The sequence below is a fragment of the Aquirufa sp. HETE-40SA genome (assembly GCF_054558635.1).
The window spans coordinates 151,158-169,290 of record NZ_JBPXKN010000002.1 but is presented as its reverse complement, the minus strand read 5'-3'; the positions used below and the strand labels follow the sequence as shown (position 1 = coordinate 169,290).

Below are 18,133 nucleotides of genomic sequence, written 5' to 3'. Positions count from 1 at the left end.
CTTTTTTTCTGCTCTATTGATAATTATTTGTACTGTATTGATATATTTATTCGATATTTAGCTATTTTAGGCAAATGAAATTGAATCTAGAGCAAATTCACCCGGATAATGACAGTTCCTTTAGGTTCTTATTAACGCCTAAATTGAACGAAGTTTTCTATTGGCATTTTCACCCTGAAATTGAATTAGTGTATGTGGAGGCGGACAAAGGAATCCGGCACATTGGAGAACATATATCGACTTATGAAGGATGTGATTTGGCCTTAATCGGTTCCTATATTCCGCATTTGAATTTCGATTATGGTGTAAAGGCAACCGTGGAAACCGTGGTGATTCAATTTCCGGAGACCTATTTCGAAAGTGGCTTGATCCGAATTCCGGAATTAAAAAGAGTAGTGGATTTGATGGAACGTGCGAAAAGTGGCCTTGCTTTTACAGGGGAGACGAAGCGAATCGCAGGTATTCGCTTGAAAAAATTAGAACATTTGGATCGCTTTCATCAATTTATGGAGTTGATGAGCATTTTCCAGTTTTTGGCAGAATCAGACGAATATGTGGATCTAGATGTTCGCCCCATTTCAAGCCAAACCATCCTCAAGCAACAAGAGCGGATGCACCGTATACACCAATTCGTCGAAACTAATTTCCAAAAACCCATCGACACCCAGCAAATCGCCGATGAGGTAAACCTTACCTTACCCGCCTTTTGTCGTTATTTTAAGAAAACGACGAAACTCACCTACACAGACTTTGTCAACCAATACCGGATTCAATACGCGAAAAAACTCTTGATTCAAGATAAGAATGTGACGGAGGCTTGCTTCGAATCTGGCTTCGAGAGTCTTTCCTATTTTAATCGGATCTTCAAGAAATGGACAGGGGAGACGCCGTCTGGATTTAGGAAACAGCGATTAAAATAAGACGCGATAGCGTGTGGCATTTCTTTCGCCATAGGCATAAAACAACTGAAGAGATACTCCTTTTTTCAAATCTCTGCTTGCCGTTGCAGTAGATAGATTTCTAAAAACGCGTTGGTAATCTTTGCGGGAAAAGTCTTTCATACCGATAAAAATAAAGTATTCGATGCGTTCCGTTTCAGATAAAACCACATTAGTCGTTTTCAATAAATGCGCTAAGGATTTGTCCAAAACCCCTAACATATATTCGATAAACGGAGTGGATTGTCCAGCAGCGTCACTTTGGGCGAGTGCTAGGTAATAGTCGGTTTGAGAGGAAGCTATAATTGTTTCAAAAGGCAAGAATTCGAAAATGGGATGCGATGTAGATAAGATGACAGATTGCCAAAACCGTCCCATCCGACCATTCCCATCTATAAAAGGATGAATAAACTCTAGCTCATAATGAAATACACAACTTTTGATCAGAAGCGGATCAGGATCATCTGCCACATATTGAAAAAGATCGTTCATTAAATATGCGACACGATCTGCCGGTGGAGCAATGTGTGTTAGCATTTTTTCTTTCGCGATTCCTACGGATCTATTGCGGTATTCCCCTGGATTTGTCACCAGACCTTGCATTAAAATACGATGTGCGCTTAAAAGTGAATCGCTTTTTACCGGGTTAAACTCGTTCCAAAGTTCATATAAAGCAAGCGCATTTTGGACTTCTTTTTGATCTCTTTCAAAACCAATCAATACTTTCCCTTCGTCGATTGCTTGTACCTGTGATTCACTTAGTGAATTTCCCTCGATGCCTAAGGTCGCCTGAATCGTTTTTATTCGATTCTCCTTCCTCAACTTAGGAGATTGTTTGTCCAAATAATGTGCGGAGGCTTCTCCTATCTTCTGGGAAATCGAAACAACTAAATTCAGTATGGAGGCGGTAATAGTGTAGGGTGGCTTCATGATAGTATCATATGATACTATCAAAGGTAAAATAAAAGGCCGAAGAATAACGTCCTCTGGCTTCTTGATTATGTTTTGATTAGGAGAGCAAGTACGCGCGAAGCAGGAGACTTTGAAAGAAATGCAACCATGGATTTGTTCCCAAATGCGCAAATGGGAACAAATGATTTTTGGATTTTTTTGTGCAGCTGGGATGCGTTTCTATTTTTGGTAAACAAAAAACAACAAAATGAAAAAAATTATTCTATCTCTTTGTGTGGTGGCGGGATTATTCTCCTGCACATCAGAAGCGGATCAAAAGGCAAAACTTGGTGCAGCGAATATGGCCTTTTATACGCGTGTTTTTGATGTGGCAGTGAATGAAGGTCGCACGGATATCTTTGATTCTGCCTATGTGGATGATGCAGTTTTGCACACCGTTCCTGAAGTAAAAGGTAAGGTAAATGCAAAAGCCTATTATTCGAATTATGTGACGGGCTTTTCTGAACGCCAATTTATCGTGAAAGAAATGTTTGCTGACGGCGATAAATTAGTGAAGTATTGGCAGTTCAAAGGAAAGCATACAGGTACTTTCTTTGGCATTCCGGCGACAGGCAAGACAGTGGATGTGACTGGTTGTACTATTGCCAAAATGAAAGATGGAAAGATTGCTGAAGAGCAAGATTTCATGGATAACATGGTCTTTATGCAGCAATTAGGCCTTCTGCCAGCAGCACAATAAAAACAATTGGAATGGTGGGAGCTTAGGCTCCTGCCTTTTCTTTAATATCCACAGAAGGGGTCACTCCTTTGCGTGACTTGAAGGCATCGATGAATTTCGAACGCGACACGAAGCCAGCATCGGTTGAGATGGCTTCAATAGTGATCTTTTTTGCATTGCCCTCCTCTATTAATTGACAGGCATATTCAATACGCAAGTCATTTTTCCATTCTCCAAACGTCTTCTCTAAATCCTTGTTAAAGTAGGTAGAAAGAAAACGCTCCGGCATTTTTAGGTCAAAGGACATTTGGGATAAAGAAAAATCTTTCTTCACAAAGGGATGCATGTTCAGATAGTTCTCTAAATCTTTGTCAAATTCTCTGGGAAAGACCGTTCTCTTAGGCAAACTAGTTTTGATTTCCTGTAAAATGTTTGATTCACTTAATTCTACCTCGTAGGAAACGTTACCATAGAGGATTTTAGGAAAGAGAAATAAGATGAAGTTTTGGACAAAAAATCCACCTCCACAAATTGCAAAGAAACGCTCTTCACTAAATATGATATGAGAAGGAATGCCTAAAATCGCGTAGTTATGTGAATATATCGTTAACATGTGACCTAGGTTATTCCCCGCGATAACCATTTGTAAAAAGATCAAAGAGAAAATCCATTTTTGAATCAATCGATGATTCGAAGGTAATGAGCCGTATTTATTTAATAAATACCTTTTCTTCCAAAAGAAATAAATGATCGAGGCAAGGCAATACAGCATTAAATGGATGGATCGACCTACTAAGATCTGCTCAAAAGTCACCCATTGGAAATTCAAATGATAATCTTCTGTAATATTCACAATCTCATGCGCCATCGCCGTCTTGGTCGCTAGCGGTAAAGTCGTGAAAGGTAAAGTGGCTAGCCCAACGAAAACTGTTGGAATCAGATGCAGTAAATCATATCTATGTAGTCGCTTGTTCTCCGAAACCGTGTTTTTGATATATAAAAATAAGGCAGGTCCTAACAAAAAGGAAAGTGGTAAGAAATGCACAAAACAGATGCCTTCCCAGAACACTATTTTGCTATAATGCAAGCCAAAATAGACCATCAAAACGGAATTACAGCACAGGAAAAATAAGGCCAAAAAGGTATTGGATCTATTTAAAGAACTTAAATAGTACAAGAGTATGAAGGAGGTAAAAATGCCGAACAGCGGAGCTAATATTGCCAAAACCTGATATTAATCAGTCTCAAGATAATGATATATGTTTAATTTCCCCAATGAACAAAGTTTACGCTACCGCTTTTGACGCTCTTTCTGATGTCACTTCAGGTTCCTCCATGTTATTTGGAGGTTTTGGTTTAACGGGAATTCCGGAAAATGCGATCGATGCTCTACTGGCTGCAGGTACCTCAGAAATTCTGTGTATTTCGAATGAAGCAGGAATCGAAGGTTTTGGACTTTGTAAATTAATTGCCTCGCGCGCCATCAAAAAGCTAACCTGCTCTTTTGTGGGAGAAAATCATTTGTTAGAAGAATTAATCCTGGCTGGTCATCTGAAAGTAGAGTTAGTCCCTCAAGGAACCTTAGCCGAACGCATTCGCAGTGGAGGTGCAGGCATTCCTGCTTTTTATACGCCTGCGGGGGTGGGAACTGAAGTGGCAGAGGGGAAAGAGGTCCGCGTTTTTGAAGGGAAGAAATACTTGTTAGAAACGGCTATCACGGCCGATTATGCTTTTGTGAAAGCGTGGAAAGGAGATACCGAAGGCAACTTAATTTACAAAGGAACCTCTCAGAACTTCAATCCCGTCATGGCGCCTGCGGGTCGCATCACCATCGCCGAAGTAGAAGAATTAGTTCCTGCTGGCAGCTTAGATCCAAACGAAATTCATACACCTGGGATCTATGTCCAACGGATTTTTCAAGGTGCTGGGTACGTGAAACCGATCGAACACTTTGGTGCAAAGCCACATGCAGAGGAGGAACAAAAAGAAATCATCGCCAGAAGACTCGCGAAAGAAATCAAAGATGGCGACTATGTTAATCTAGGCATCGGCATCCCGACACTCGTCTCGAACCATATTCCAGAAGGCATAAAAGTCACCTTGCAATCGGAGAATGGGTTGTTGGGAATCGGACCTTTGGCCTTGCCGGGTCAGGAAGATCCAGATTTAATCAATGCGAGTAAGCGAGCGATCACGATTATACCAGGTGGATCCTTTTTCAGTTCTGCGGAAAGTTTTGCCATGATTCGAGGTGATCATGTGGACGTGACCATCTTAGGTGGAATGCAAGTCTCTGAAAATGGAGATTTAGCAAACTGGAAAATACCTGGAAAAATGGTCAAAGGAATGGGAGGGGCGATGGATTTAGTCGCTTCGGCAGATAAGGTTATCATAGCGATGCTACATCAGTCCTCAGATGGTAAATCAAAATTAGTTGCTTCCTGCGATTTACCCTTAACCGGTGAGCGATGCGTCACCCGGGTTATCACGAATTTAGCCGTTATAGATATAAACCCCGAAGGCGGCTTTGTTTTAAAAGAGCGCGCCCCCGGGGTTTCAATAGAACAGATTAAAGCAGCCACTGCTGGACGATTGCTCATCCCTGATGTGGTACCAGAATTTTAGATTTTATAGTATTGCTCCCAACCTTTTCTTGGAGGTGCACCTACTAATAGTGAATTCGCAAGAGAGTTGTTGGTGATTTGTTTTGTCTTGCGATCGAATTGAAGTTTCGTATTCAATTTTTGGGCCATAACACCTAGCGAGAACACTTGGCTTAATGGACCTGCGATTTCGAAGGGTGAACGGGTTTTTTCTTGACCCATACATGCTTTTAAGAAGTTCGCGTAGTGGTTTGAAGGGCTTGCTTGAACTTCCGGTAATTTCAAATCTTTTGCTGCGTCGCCTAAGATCGAAAGCGTACTTCCATGCGATCCACCTTTGAACGTTAAATACTTGCTGTAAATAATTTTACCTGGATTTAATTTAGCAGGCTGGATTTTTCCATTGCCAGCTGGTGGGATATTCGGATCTAATTCATTTGTTCCATAATTCGCTGGAACTGGTGGAATATTGTTCAAGCCATCATACCAAGTAATATCCATGGCAGGCATGTTTTTGCGTTCCGGGAATTTAAACTGAATCGTGGACGACATCGGATAGAAGAAATTGTTGTGACCATCTGCCCTTAGCATATTGATTTCAGTAGGCAAGCCTAAGTCCAAAAACTCATGTGCCGTATCCATAATATGGGCCCCCCAGTCACCTAGTGCACCTAAACCATAGTCAAACCAGCAGCGCCATTGGCCGTTCACAAAATCTTTTTGGTAATCATGTGGTTGTACTACACCTTGCCAAATATCCCAATCTAACGTAGAGGGTACCGATTCGGCATCTGGGAATTTAGTGATTTTAGGATCCCATTTGTGCCAACGACGCGGCGAATTCATATGGGCGCTCATCGATGTCACATCCTTGATAATGCCCGCTTCTTTCCAAGCCTTGAATTGGAAATAATTTCCTTCCGAGTGACCTTGGTTACCCATTTGAGTCACTACTTTCGGGTGCTTACGCGCCGCGGCCATCATCAATTCAATTTCATGGAAGGTACGCGCCATTGGTTTCTCCACAAACACATGTTTGCCTAATCCTAGCGCCATCATCGTAATAGGGAAGTGGGAATGATCCGGAACACCGATAGAAACGGCTTCAATTTTCGATCCCATTTTGTCGAACATCTGACGAAAATCTTGGAAACGAGGTACATCAGGGAATTTTTCTAAGACCTTTAATGTCTGAGGAGCACCCATATCTACATCACAAAGAGCGACGATATTCGCCAGGCCCGTATTGTAAAGTGACATGACATCCAAGCCACCTTGATTACCGATACCGATACAAGCTAAATTGACTTTTTCGCCCGGCAATTTCGAAAGTATATTAGGGAAAGCTGCTGCAGCTCCTAAAAGGCCAGCATTCTTAAGGAAGTCCCGGCGTGAATTTTGTTGATTAATCATAGGAATACATAGGTTTGTCTGTTAAAGTCAAAAATGCAGCGAATCTACTTAGCTAATGCTTTTCGTAAAAGTTCCACACTTTTTCGAACGCCCGATTTCGGATCTTCCTTTCCTTCAAATTCGATGGAGATGTAGCCATGGTAGTTCACTTCCTTCAAAATTTTAACAATTCTGTCATAATCAAGGTCTAATGAATACCATTCTCCTCCACCATAATAGGTTTTAGCCTGCACAAAACTCGCGCGTGGAGCCACCATCTTGAGTTTATCATACGGATCTTCTAAGAAATTCCCCGTATCCATTAATAACCCGAGCCACGGTGAGTTCACCGTATCTTGGATTCGAATCATGCCTTCTGGCGTAGATCCTAAACCCCAGTGGTTTTCTAAGGCTAATAAAACGCCACATTCTTCCGCTTTTTTCAAACATTGTTGAATGCCGTCCACGCACCATTTGTATCCATCATCTTCGGTATAGCCAGGCAGAATGGGTTCGACTCCTCTGTTTTTCATTAAGTCGTCAAAGGATTTGATCGTATTCCATCTCCCTGTATTCAAACGGAGGCAGGGAATACCCATCTTATAAGCTAGTTCAATGCAGTGATTTGTGTGATCCACGTGTTTTTTTAGTTCCTCTTTATCAGGTGTGACAAAGCCCTGGTGGATCGAAAGGCAGGTCATCGCGATGCCATTTACGAAGGCATGCTTTTTAAGTTTCTGGAGATAAGCGTTGTCTTCGCTTTCCATTTGGCGATGTAACACATCGATTCCTTCTAATCCGAGTGCAGCAGCCTCATCAATTACTTTTTCAATGGGGAATTTATCTCCCTTAAAATGCCAATAGGAATAGCTGGAGACACTTAATTTAATAGAAGGTTGTAAACTAGGTTTAGCAGGAATTGCTTGGGAGGAAGGAATTCCGCTGAGGCCACCTGCTAACAGGGAGCTCTGGATAAAATCACGTCTTTGCATCTTTTTATAGGTTTAGAAAACCTAAGTTAAAAAAAAAGATGAAAGAAAAGTTCTTTCATCTTGATGCACACCAAACCACTAATTGATTTTGTAATAAGCGAAGGTAGACCTATTTCTCGATTATCAAACACGACTCTCTCATATTATCAGTTTACTGATAAAGCTGAAGGGCTTTTTTGAGTTTTTTTTGTAGCTGTTCTTTTAAATAAATGGGTTCAATTACCTGTAATTCAGTGGCATACCTGAAAAGAAAATTTTCTACATCTTTATTTATTTCAATGGTAAGTTCGAATAATTGTTCGTCTATTTGAATTTGTGAGGGATGTATGGAGTATTTGGGTAAGTAATCTTTAATCCATGAATCGTCCTGAACTCGTAAGATAATTTTTTCGGCTTCCCGAGCCCCCCGGAATAAGCCGAGGCTTTTTTTGAAAAAGTCACTTGGCTGAAAAGAGGGGTGTATGCGCGTTTTATGAGGTAAACTACTGAAACGAAGGGTGTCTATTCTGTCCAAAGCGAACAGTCGAAGTTGATCATATGAAATCTTGGTGACCGTTTCCTTTTGATCGATTTCTTGGAACAACAAATACCAGCCTGTATACCATCCGTTATTGTATTCCTTGATTAGTAGGGGCAAGCAATGAATCGTTTTCACCTTAGAGTTAGCCGTTAAACCTTTGTGCGTTATTTTGATCAACTGTTTTCCTGCTATTGCGTCTACCAGGAATTTTACGTGTTCAGATCCAGATCTATCACCTTCATTAATGAGTTCGATGGCCGGCCAGTGCGCGATTTCTTCGTGTTTTATGAGGTTGTTTTCCAAAGAGATCGCCCGCAACTTATTCACAATTCCATTCCCATTACCGCCCGTAAATAAATGTTTATTAAAATCGATAATGGAAGCGATTTGATCTAATTCCTTTTCTGAAAAAGAGGGATAAGCACTGATGTCATCGCGGATATAGTAAAAGCGATTTTCTGATTTCGAATAGCGAATTAAGTCCCCCTCTGATTCCTCTAAGCTGGGATATCTTTCCGCTAATTTTTCCTTCAATGCCTTGATGTCGCGGCTAAAACTCCGCTCGCTATAGCTTAGCTGGTCAAAGTGTTCTGTAAAATACGAGCTAACCGTTAACGCTCGCATCGGAAATGTTTTACGCAGAAATAGGTTGTTGAGCTCTTTAAGCCGATCGGTGGTGTTCATGACCCTAAACTAGTGATTTATTTATAAGCCGCCAACTATTGGCGTACTACTGTCGCAATTTTGGGTAAACAAAAACGAAAACACGATGAAAAATTTCAAAGCATTATTAATCATTCCTTTCTTCTTCTATGCAACGGAAGGTTATTTGAAAGCATTCAAAATGGATGGCATGGGTTTGATGGTTAAATTATTAGTATCCTTCAATTTTTTAGTTTGTGTGGGATTAGCCATGGCAGATTTTCAGTTTTTTGGTAATTCAGACCTCGATGGATTTTATACCCAAATTGCGCTATTGGAATTCATTTATTTACTATTCGGTTTTGGTCTTCATTTCTTCGCTGGTCTGGCGGAGAATGAATAGATAACCGTTTAATAAATATTTGTAAGATTTCAGTAATTATTTCATAATTATTTATTGCGTTTTGAACTTTCAAAAGAGCAGATTAAAAATCAACGATTCTAAACATTGTGCTATATACAATGAAAGAAACTAGTAGCCATAATTTTTGATTTAGGCCAATATAAAGTACAATAATTATGAAAAAGTACCTTGTTCTATTTTTTGCCTCGATTACATTGCTAGCTAGCTGTAAAATTGAGGATTTATTAAATCCGGCGGTGATTGTGACACAACCGGCAACAGACATCACGGGTACTACGGCAGTGTTACATGGTGACTTAGTTAGTTTATCTACTACAGGCGCGGGCACAGCAAATGCTGAAAGAGGATTCATTTATACGAATCTGAATATGACGCCTACTTTGCAAGATAATAAAATAGCCGTAGGTTCTGGATTAGGAAAATACAGTTATCTTTTGCAAAATTTAAAAACCAATAGTGTAGTAAATGTATTTTGTTTAGTTCAGATAATCAAAAAAACTTATTAATCGGTTATAACATGTTATAACATAATATAACATAGATTCATAATACGCTTCTTAATGAGCGATAACGAACGTAAAAATTGATAAAAATCAGGAGAGTTACGAAACGTGTAAAATATAAATTTAAATAGTTAGCTATCTATTTAATTATTAAACATTCCCTTGGCGATCCACGCTTTGATCTGATTGATTTCGCAGGCGCCTAGTTTTGATGTACTGGATGGCATAGGTTTGTAGCCGGCCGCATGGGTAATGGATCCCATAAGTCGACCATTTGTAGCATAAACTTTTACTGCAACATAAGTGGATAAATCAATGCCAGCGGATGGGCTAGTTGCACTGTGGCAACCCACACAATAGGTTTTTAGGACGGGCGAAACGGATGAGCTAAAGCTTACATTGGCCGTATCACAAGTTACTGTATTAGAGCAAGAATTGTTTTTCGCTCCTTGTTGAATCCATTTTAAAATGAGTCCTTTGTTTGTTGAACTAAATTCAGATGCGGGAGCAGGTGGCATTCGATCTTCACTGTTCGCGAAAAGGCATTTGTATAAATCACTGGAGGCAGGGGAAGATACTTTCACCTCGCGCATGATGTTTGTATAATCCGTTAAAATTACACCCTCTTTGCGGCTAATCACATCATGACAACCGCTCATGGCACAATTCGAGGTAATGAGCGGTAAAATGGTTTGATTGAAATAGACGGTATCAGGGCTACAGTTAGTGACAACAGGGGTGGTCACGACGGGTGGTATAGTCGAGGTGTCGATTGAAATAGGCTTGACGGGTATAGGGATATTTTTGTCATTTAAACAAGACAATACGAGTAAGAAAACTGCTACAAATCCGATTTTTTTCATTTCTTGGTATAATTGATTTTGCTAGAAACCTTGATCACCTCAGCGATTTTCGCAAAAACAATTTTAGGAATGCGCACATTATAATCGACTAGTTTCACATCAAATACGCAAGTAAGCGCTAGACTAGTACCTGTCGAAATAATGGTTCCCTTTAATTCGATGGGACGAGTTATGCCGTGAATAGTGGCTGATCCCGAAGCTGTGATAGGGTAGGTCCCTGCTACACTTAGATTTACAGACTCTTTAATTTTACCTTTAAAGGTGGCGGAGGGAAATTTTTCGCTCTCTAAATAGTTTTCATTGAAATGCTCTTGCATTAATTTGTTCGGAAACACGAAATTGGTGACGCGCATTTGAACAGCCACTTCATTCGTCGTGGTATTTATAATACTGCTAACGGATTTGTTGACGGCATCAATATCTTCTAAGGGTGTTTTAGAAAAGAAGGATACCTCGCCAGTGGTGGTCATGTATAATTGTGCTTTGGATTGGAATCCAATAAATAAAAGAGCTAGTAGGAGTAATTTTTTCATTTTTTCTTAGGTTCTAAACTGAATGTACGGGCTACGTTAAAGCCATAAAAGATGTCTCCAGCGCCCCAGGTACCTAGTGTTTGGCCTATAAAATGTTTCTCCGTCATACCTCTGGAGTTAGTCAAATGCAATTGGAAGACGTGTCCGCCTGTTTCAATATCAAAACCGAGTGAAAAAGAATCTTGGTAAGGGTAGGCTACGCCTGCTCCTTCTTCATAATCTTCTTTATCTACTATATTTTTATAATACTCTGCCGAAATGCTCAAGCGATTCGTGACTTTATACCTTCCACCAAAACCCATCGATAGCATATTATTATCTAGGTATATTGATTCGGATAAATTATTGTGCAACACAGTAGGCATTAATTGAAGAGATAATTTATCTGAAAATTTGCAGGCGATTAGAAGTTGACCAAAATAGGATTGGCGTTGCAAATTATTTTGGTAGCGCATCACATTTCCACTAGTTGTGGTGTAACCAGTGGGCATCGTATTGGTTGTCATACCCCCGTACAGGGTGGCCGTTACGGGCATTTTACTTGATTGCGCTAGTACCTTGTATTTAGCATAGAAGTCGTACGTTTTTTCGATGGTTGAACGACCCATTCCTAACAATAGTTTATCCGTTAAGGAATACTCGAGGCCTAAACGAATTTTGGCCTCATCTAGACCAAAAAAATTATCAATAAATCCTGAATTTACAGAGCCGAAGCGGTGTGAAATCCAGAAATTCAAATGCTGCTTCGCAAGTGTTTCCACCGTTTGGCCATTAATGAGGCGTGTACCCTTAAAAGTAGCCTGGGTATACGTAACTTTTTTCGCATCCTCTTTTTCGAGCATGGCTAAAAGATCATCCTGAGCGAACAGCGGAGTGCTAAAAACGAGGAGTAGGAGTATTTTTTTCATTAAGAGAATACACGAAGGTTAGTTCCTGATAAGGTGGTTTGATAGGCTTTGATTCCTCTGCTACCATTTGCATTGGTTCCCACTCCACTAGTTGAAAAAGTGGCCCCGTGTTGAGTGCAGTAAAACTCGGTACCGTTGTAAATGACATTGGCCTTATTCTCATGTGAGCAAACTTGAGTAACAGCTGCGAAAGAAGTGCTTGAAACGCGCGCAATGACGATACCATTTGAGATGACGTAATTTCCTGCCGTGTTTAATTTACTGTACACAGCATTTGTAAGATCTAAGGTAAAATCTATACTGCTGGCTGGAGTAACGTCCTCGTTTTTACAGGAACTTAGGCTGGAAACACCGCAGTAAACGGCTAAAAGAGAGGCCCCTTTAAAACCTAATGATTTTAAGAATTCGAGGCGTTTGATTTTGTTTTCCATCCGGACTCAGGGTTTTAGGGCGAAATTTATACAATATAACGGGTTAAATTCCTGATTGTTATCAGGAGTAGTCTTAAATAGATAAAATGTGGTTTAAATCTTTTTGGTTATATTTGAAGATAATTCAGAACAAATGCTAGAAAATTTCCTTCTTCGATACGCGCTTAATTTGCTTTTCACGTTCATCGTTGTGCGTTTCATTTATTACCCGAAATACCGAAATAACGACTTCGTTTTCACCTTTTTCTTATTTAATACGATTCTTTTCGTGCTTTGTTACCTATTAGCAGAGGCGGATTTGAAGTTTGGTTTTGCCTTTGGATTGTTTGCTTTGTTCTCTATGTTTCGCTACCGGACAGTCACCGTTCCGATCGGTGAAATGGGTTATTTTTTCTTAGTGGTGACGCTCGGAATAATTAATTCCTTAGCCTCATTAGTGAATCTGGAGATGCTTTTGGTGGCGAATTCGGTATTGGTTGCCATGACTTTTTTACTAGGCAGAACTTTATCGCTGACGCATGAGAATTACCAAACTTTAAACTACGATAATCTGGGTTTAATCAAACCAGCAGAACGAGCAGAATTACTCAAGGATTTAACAGAAAGAACTGGATATGTGATTCACAAAGTACAGGTGGTTAAAGTGGATTATCAACGTGGAATTGCGCAATTAAGGGTGTATTATTTTTCCAAAGAAAATGAGTCCGCTCCACTCGAAGTAGATGCATAAAATTCTCTTTTTTCTAGTGCCCTTTTCGCTTGCGGCGCAAGTCGATTCAACGCGCACTTTGAAGGAGGTAAAAGTCGAGGGAATTCGGTCTGAATTATCCACTGACCCTTCGAAAAAAGTGTACCAAGTAGGGGCTAATTTGACGAATTTAGGAGGTAATCTGTTTGACATTTTAAGTAATATCCCCTCCATTTATGTCACGAGTGATGGCCACATCACCTACCGTGGAAACCAAAATTTAACACTATTTTTTGATGGTTTGCCGGCAGGGATTGTGAGTTCATCCCGCGCAAATGCGTTAAGCCTTTATCCGGCTGATCAGATCGATCGCATTGAAATTCTGTCGAATCCTGGAGCCAAATACACGGCCGAAGGAAGTTCAGGGATATTGAATATTGTATTGAAAAAAGGGACAAAATCAGAGTCCCTTCGAATTAATTCGAATGTAGGAACGAACGACAAATATGCCCTCTCTGCTACCTATGTTAAAGGTGTGAAGCGTTGGACTCATTTGATTGACCTTAATTTGCGCCAAAACAGCAGAAACAATTACCAGTCCTTGTACCGGGAAAATCAAAGTAGATTTGGCTATTCTCAAATCACCCAAAACACGGATGAAATCAACCGGGATTACAATCAATCCCTTCGTCTAAACTCCACTTATACACTCAGCAAAGACCGCAGTATAGGCATGTCTTTTATCGGTCGGCTTTCGAGAGATCACAATTCAGAAACGCGCTATAATAAAAGTGAGTTTGTTAGTACGGCTGATCGTCTGTATGCGCGCGAGGCAGATAAAAAAGGGAGTGATTATGGCCTCGATTTAAATCTGTTTTACAACCCGAGTGCGAACGGAAAAATCGATTTTTTATGGATTAGCAATCAAGGATCAGACGCGAACCAATTTTATCAGCACTATTTCTACGAGAATTTTGACACCCCTAACCCAAACATTCCAGAGCGTTTTGAGCGCTCTGCGGCCTCTAGCCAAAACTCCACTCTCCTACTCCAGGGCGACTGGACTAAAACGATTTCGCCCCGCCTGAAAGTAGACTATGGCTTTCGATTTAATTCTCGGTTTTTCACAAATGACTTTCGCTATGAAAGATTAAAAGAGGAACTATATGAACGTGATTTGGCAAGATCTAATGGATTCGACTACCAAGAGCACGTGCAAGCCGCCTACCTCTCGCAAGCCTATAAAAGTGCAAAATGGAATGTGGATGCTGGCCTGAGGTTAGAGGCGACAGAAATAGCCGGTGGAGTCAAGCAAAACTACGTGAATTTGTTTCCCGCTTTATCCATACTCCATCTCGTTTCTAACACAGAATCGATTTCTTTTGGGCTTTCTACTCGCATTACACGGCCTAGTTATAAATCCTTAAATCCATTTATTTCTTTTGCAGATCCGCTGAATTTAAACTCAGGGAATCCTAATTTAAAGCCAGAAAGAACACTTTTGCTAGAATTAGCTCACAATAAAGATTTTAAATCGCTGTCTGTATCGAACATTTTATTTTACCGAGAGATCACAGGATTAGTAGGGAGGGTGAGGACATTTTTAGGAGGGGATACCACTTTGACTCGCTATGAAAATATCTCCAAATCCCGTGCCTGGGGTTTCGAGAATATATCCACTTGGTCCATCACGAAGAACTATAAAGTCACCTTGAATTCATCTATTTTTCAAACGGACTTAGAAGGCTTGATTAATAACACAGAAGTGTCTTTGAATCGTTGGAGTTGGAATACGCGTTTGAACCAACAATTTAAATGGAACAAGCAGTGGTCCGCTCAAATATCTGGGATATTTCAATCTGAACAAATTAATCCTTTTGGCATTATTCAACCCTTTTATACGGTGGATTTTGGGGTCAAAAAGGATTTTGGCAAACTCTCCATTAATGCCCGCGTAAATGATATTTTTGATACCCAAAAAACCGTCTACGACTCCCGCCCCTTCGGTCTAATCAGTGACATAGTACGTAAAAAGGAAACCCGCATTTTCTTTATTGGCTTCACTTACAAGCTTGAAACCAAGAAGATGAAAGAAGCGCGGGAGAGGAGGAGGGTTAACGAAGAAGAAGTTGAAGTAGATGATTTTTAATCATCTACTTCAACTTCTTCTTCGAGATTAGAGATTATAGAGTATAGAGAAGAGATGTCCGGAGTATTCCCAGAGAGTTTTTTTAATTGTAAATCACAAAATTATTGCGCAGCACAATTTTAGATTTACAATAAAAAGGATGAGTTATTTTTACGCAATTCGTTTTAAACTTTAATCTCTTTTTTAAAATTAGAGAAGAGATGTTCGACTTATTTTTAGAGAGTTTTTTTAATTGTAAATCACAAAATTATTGCGCAGCACAATTTTAGATTTACAATTAAAAAGACGAGTTATTTACTCTTTACTCTACTCTTCTCCGCATCCAATCCCGTCGCTCTCTCTCTCGCCCCTTTGATGGACATATTCCCAAAACGGTAAGAGAAATTCAAGCGGACTACGCGGGAATCTTGTTGGGGACGCACAACGATATCTAAGTCCCCGTATTTAATAAACACATTGGGGTTAGAGGTATAAAGCACGTCTTGTGCATTCAATCGGATGACTCCGCGTTTTTTCAATACCGTTTTTTGGATTCCAAGATTGAGCGATCCACCTGCCCCAAAAATAAAGGCACTTTCTAATCCACCAGTGAAATAATTTCCACCGATTTCGAAGTGGTATTCTTTTGGTAAGGTAAAGATGTGGTTCGTGTTGAAATAGAACTGGTTATTAGCTGGACTTAGGTTCGCATTTTCCACTTTTCCTACGAGTTCAGCTCGATTAAAGTAGATGTCAGTATTACTGCTCCACCATTTTGCAATAGGGATGGGTAGTGAAAAACCAAGGCTATAATTCGTTCTCTCTGCCATGTTAGCCGTTGTCTGGTAGGATTTTCGCGCCTCTGTGTCTTGCTTTAGGATTTCAGTGATCACATTAGTGGTATGACTGTAGCCTAAAATGGTACTGAATGCCCCCATAAAGGTGTGGCTGAATTCTACCGAATTGGTTAACTGAGGAGTTAACATCGGATTACCCACTTTAAAGGTATAATTATCTAAGAAGAACACAAAAGGATTCAAATCGCCGTAGCTTGGACGATCGATTCGACGTGAAAAGTTCAAGCTGAGACTGTGGTTTTTGGACAGATCATATTGAAAAAAAGCACTCGGAAATAATTGAGCATAATCGCGGTGGAATGTCGAGTCTTTCGAGTCCGCTGTGTAGGCTTGAGACAAGCCATCGGCTACAGTCCACTCCCCACGTAATCCGATTTGGTAACTGAATTTACCGATGGCGCGTTCTGTGTTCAGGTAGGCCGCGTGAATCTGTTCTTCATAGACGAAATGATTGCTTTGGCCCGTTAAAAAAGTAAAGGCAGGTGCCCCTTCGTTTTTGCCTTGGAAACGTAAATCATTATCCGTTTTCACATAGGAAGATTTTAAGCCAGCGCCCCACTTTGACTTGAGGAATGAGGGGAGGACATAATCTAGTTTGAAGGAATATTGATCTACAAAGGATTGAGAATTGTTCAACAAGAGAGAGTCAGGACGCAAGGTACTGAAGTTTCCGCCTTGAAATTGCGATCTTAAATTTGAACCACTATTATCCACAAAACGCGCATAATCTAAGTCGATGGTCAACTCACGGCCAGTGCTGTCGTAGGCATGCTTAAAGTTGAAGTTAGTCGCGTAATTATGGCTTGGATTGTCTACTGTATTGTAGGTATTTAGTCTGGATAAGGCCGTCCCATTACCAGTATATTGAATCGTCTGATTTAATCCATTATCAATGACAAATTGGTTGATATTTGCGGAAGCCAAAATCCCCAAGGTCGTTTTCTTCGAATAATACCAATCCACACCCCCTTTTAATTGGGTTGTCTGGTTCTCATTTTTAAAAGCAAATCCGTTCTCCCAAATTTCATTTTGGGCTTTGAAATTACGCGTTAAATTATTGCGCTCTAACGTTGTTCTATTGACGACGGATCCATTTCCAAACCAGTTCCAGCCATTCTTTCGGTAATTCAAATTCACCCCCGTGCTTTGGCGGGAATAAATACCTTGTGCTATTGTTGCATTCGCCGAACCATTCAAACCAATGTTCGAATTCTTTTTCAACTTGATATTGATAATTCCTCCCGTTCCTGCCGCATCATAACGCGACGACGGGTTAGCCATGATCTCTAGCTGAGAGATTTGGTCTGCTGGTAAATTCTTTAGATAATTCGCTAAATCTGCGCCTGTCAAGTAGGAAATTTTTCCATCAATCATGATCGATGCGCCCGATTTCCCGCGCAAAGAAATATTGCCATCCTTGTCCACGATCACACCCGGTGAACGCTCTAACAATTCCATGGTGGTGTTTCCCGCCGCCATCGCTGAATTCTCTACATTAACGATCGTCTTGTCGAGCTTTTTTTCGATGAACGGTTTCGTAGCAGTTACCTTCACTTCGGCTAATTCCGTACTCAATGGTAAAAGCGTAATGATGCCTAATTCGATTTGTGTATCGGCCAATATCTCATCTAAGGTGATTTTGGTGGGTTTAAAACCCGTTGATTGAATAGTTAAATTGAATTTACCCAGAGGTAATTTAGTAACCTGTAATTCGCCATTTTCATTCGTATTCATACCCTTTAACAGGCTTGAATCGGTTGTTTTCTTCAATAGAACCGTTGCAAAAGGCAGCGCTTCTTTATTGGAATCTTGTAAACGTAGGTGTAAGGAATTTTGGCCAAAAGCCGTAATAGAACAAAATAGTAATAAAATCAAAATTCTCATGTAAGCAATTAATTAATGAAAAACGAAGATGCAATTTCCATTAAAAAGGTTGCACTGTGAAAAGGAGAATGATAAGCGGTAATTTTTGATTTCAAATTCAAAAAATGTGCTGCGCACTATTTTTACGCACTTCGTTTCATACTTCTCTAAATTTAAGAGTAGATAAAAGAGAATAGATTGAATGCAAATAGATTCAA

The 18,133-nt window shown here is 40.2% G+C and carries 17 protein-coding genes; 7 read left to right on the top strand and 10 right to left on the bottom strand.

Annotated elements, in window-relative coordinates; genetic code table 11:
• Nucleotides 1-74 precede the first annotated feature (74 nt).
• On the top strand, nt 75-920 hold the full coding sequence (locus ACRZ9O_RS06070) for a helix-turn-helix domain-containing protein (RefSeq protein WP_459457361.1): 846 nt from the start codon (nt 75-77) through the stop codon (nt 918-920).
• Here the strand turns inward: ACRZ9O_RS06070 and ACRZ9O_RS06065 are convergent.
• A complete protein-coding gene (locus ACRZ9O_RS06065) occupies nt 912-1,868 on the bottom strand; it encodes a Fic family protein (protein WP_459457359.1) in 957 nt (318 codons plus the stop codon). The genes ACRZ9O_RS06070 and ACRZ9O_RS06065 overlap by 9 nt on opposite strands.
• Nucleotides 1,869-2,097: 229 nt before the next feature.
• Between ACRZ9O_RS06065 and ACRZ9O_RS06060 the strand changes: the two genes are divergently transcribed.
• Nucleotides 2,098-2,589, top strand: a complete 492-nt coding sequence (locus ACRZ9O_RS06060; protein ID WP_459457357.1) for an ester cyclase — start codon at nt 2,098-2,100, stop codon at nt 2,587-2,589.
• 22 nt (nt 2,590-2,611) lie between these two features.
• On the opposite strand, the gene ACRZ9O_RS06055 is transcribed toward ACRZ9O_RS06060, so the two are convergent.
• Nucleotides 2,612-3,793, bottom strand: coding sequence for a helix-turn-helix domain-containing protein (locus ACRZ9O_RS06055; protein ID WP_459457355.1), 1,182 nt, complete (start codon nt 3,791-3,793; stop codon nt 2,612-2,614).
• A 50-nt stretch (nt 3,794-3,843) separates the two neighbouring features.
• On the opposite strand from ACRZ9O_RS06055, the gene ACRZ9O_RS06050 reads away from it, so the two are divergent.
• On the top strand, nt 3,844-5,193 hold the full coding sequence (locus ACRZ9O_RS06050) for a 3-oxoacid CoA-transferase (protein WP_459457353.1): 1,350 nt from the start codon (nt 3,844-3,846) through the stop codon (nt 5,191-5,193).
• Here ACRZ9O_RS06050 and ACRZ9O_RS06045 read toward each other — a convergent pair.
• The 3 genes from ACRZ9O_RS06045 to ACRZ9O_RS06035 form a co-directional block, all read right to left on the bottom strand.
• Nucleotides 5,190-6,584, bottom strand: a complete 1,395-nt coding sequence (locus ACRZ9O_RS06045) for a Gfo/Idh/MocA family oxidoreductase (protein WP_459457351.1) — start codon at nt 6,582-6,584, stop codon at nt 5,190-5,192. The two genes, ACRZ9O_RS06050 and ACRZ9O_RS06045, sit on opposite strands and share 4 nt — an antisense overlap.
• 44 nt (nt 6,585-6,628) lie before the next feature.
• A complete protein-coding gene (locus ACRZ9O_RS06040) occupies nt 6,629-7,555 on the bottom strand; it encodes a sugar phosphate isomerase/epimerase family protein (RefSeq protein WP_459457349.1) in 927 nt (308 codons plus the stop codon).
• Nucleotides 7,556-7,706: 151 nt separating this feature from the next.
• Entirely contained in the window at nt 7,707-8,759 is a 1,053-nt protein-coding gene (locus ACRZ9O_RS06035; RefSeq protein ID WP_459457346.1) for a helix-turn-helix transcriptional regulator, read from the bottom strand.
• A gap of 85 nt (nt 8,760-8,844) precedes the next feature.
• Between ACRZ9O_RS06035 and ACRZ9O_RS06030 the strand changes: the two genes are divergently transcribed.
• Both ACRZ9O_RS06030 and ACRZ9O_RS06025 read left to right on the top strand, forming a co-directional pair.
• Nucleotides 8,845-9,120, top strand: a complete 276-nt coding sequence (locus ACRZ9O_RS06030; protein ID WP_459457344.1) for a hypothetical protein — start codon at nt 8,845-8,847, stop codon at nt 9,118-9,120.
• Between the two features lie 176 nt (nt 9,121-9,296).
• Complete coding sequence (locus ACRZ9O_RS06025) at nt 9,297-9,647, top strand: hypothetical protein (protein ID WP_459457342.1); 351 nt, start codon at nt 9,297-9,299, stop codon at nt 9,645-9,647.
• Nucleotides 9,648-9,787: 140 nt separating this feature from the next.
• On the opposite strand, the gene ACRZ9O_RS06020 is transcribed toward ACRZ9O_RS06025, so the two are convergent.
• The 4 genes from ACRZ9O_RS06020 to ACRZ9O_RS06005 are packed head-to-tail and all read right to left on the bottom strand — an operon-like array spanning nt 9,788 to nt 12,379.
• Complete coding sequence (locus ACRZ9O_RS06020) at nt 9,788-10,507, bottom strand: hypothetical protein (RefSeq protein ID WP_459457340.1); 720 nt, start codon at nt 10,505-10,507, stop codon at nt 9,788-9,790.
• The gene (locus tag ACRZ9O_RS06015) at nt 10,504-11,040 is read right to left on the bottom strand and encodes a YceI family protein (RefSeq protein ID WP_459457338.1); all 537 of its coding nucleotides are present in this window, start codon (nt 11,038-11,040) and stop codon (nt 10,504-10,506) included. The genes ACRZ9O_RS06020 and ACRZ9O_RS06015 overlap by 4 nt, the downstream gene beginning before the upstream one ends.
• Nucleotides 11,037-11,948, bottom strand: a complete 912-nt coding sequence (locus ACRZ9O_RS06010) for a DUF5777 family beta-barrel protein (protein WP_459457336.1) — start codon at nt 11,946-11,948, stop codon at nt 11,037-11,039. The genes ACRZ9O_RS06015 and ACRZ9O_RS06010 overlap by 4 nt, the downstream gene beginning before the upstream one ends.
• Nucleotides 11,948-12,379 carry a Rieske 2Fe-2S domain-containing protein gene (locus ACRZ9O_RS06005; RefSeq protein ID WP_459457334.1) on the bottom strand — a complete coding sequence of 144 codons (432 nt, stop codon included), beginning with the start codon at nt 12,377-12,379 and terminating at the stop codon, nt 11,948-11,950. Before ACRZ9O_RS06005 ends, ACRZ9O_RS06010 begins: the two co-directional genes overlap by 1 nt.
• A 133-nt stretch (nt 12,380-12,512) precedes the next feature.
• Between ACRZ9O_RS06005 and ACRZ9O_RS06000 the strand changes: the two genes are divergently transcribed.
• Entirely contained in the window at nt 12,513-13,109 is a 597-nt protein-coding gene (locus ACRZ9O_RS06000; RefSeq protein ID WP_459457332.1) for a DUF4956 domain-containing protein, read from the top strand.
• A gap of 16 nt (nt 13,110-13,125) precedes the next feature.
• On the top strand, nt 13,126-15,216 hold the full coding sequence (locus tag ACRZ9O_RS05995; protein WP_459457330.1) for a TonB-dependent receptor domain-containing protein: 2,091 nt from the start codon (nt 13,126-13,128) through the stop codon (nt 15,214-15,216).
• 290 nt (nt 15,217-15,506) lie between these two features.
• Here ACRZ9O_RS05995 and ACRZ9O_RS05990 read toward each other — a convergent pair whose 3' ends face one another.
• Nucleotides 15,507-17,936: a TonB-dependent receptor gene (locus ACRZ9O_RS05990; protein ID WP_459457328.1), complete on the bottom strand. Its 2,430-nt coding sequence runs from the start codon at nt 17,934-17,936 to the stop codon at nt 15,507-15,509.
• Between the last annotated feature and the right edge of the window lie 197 nt (nt 17,937-18,133).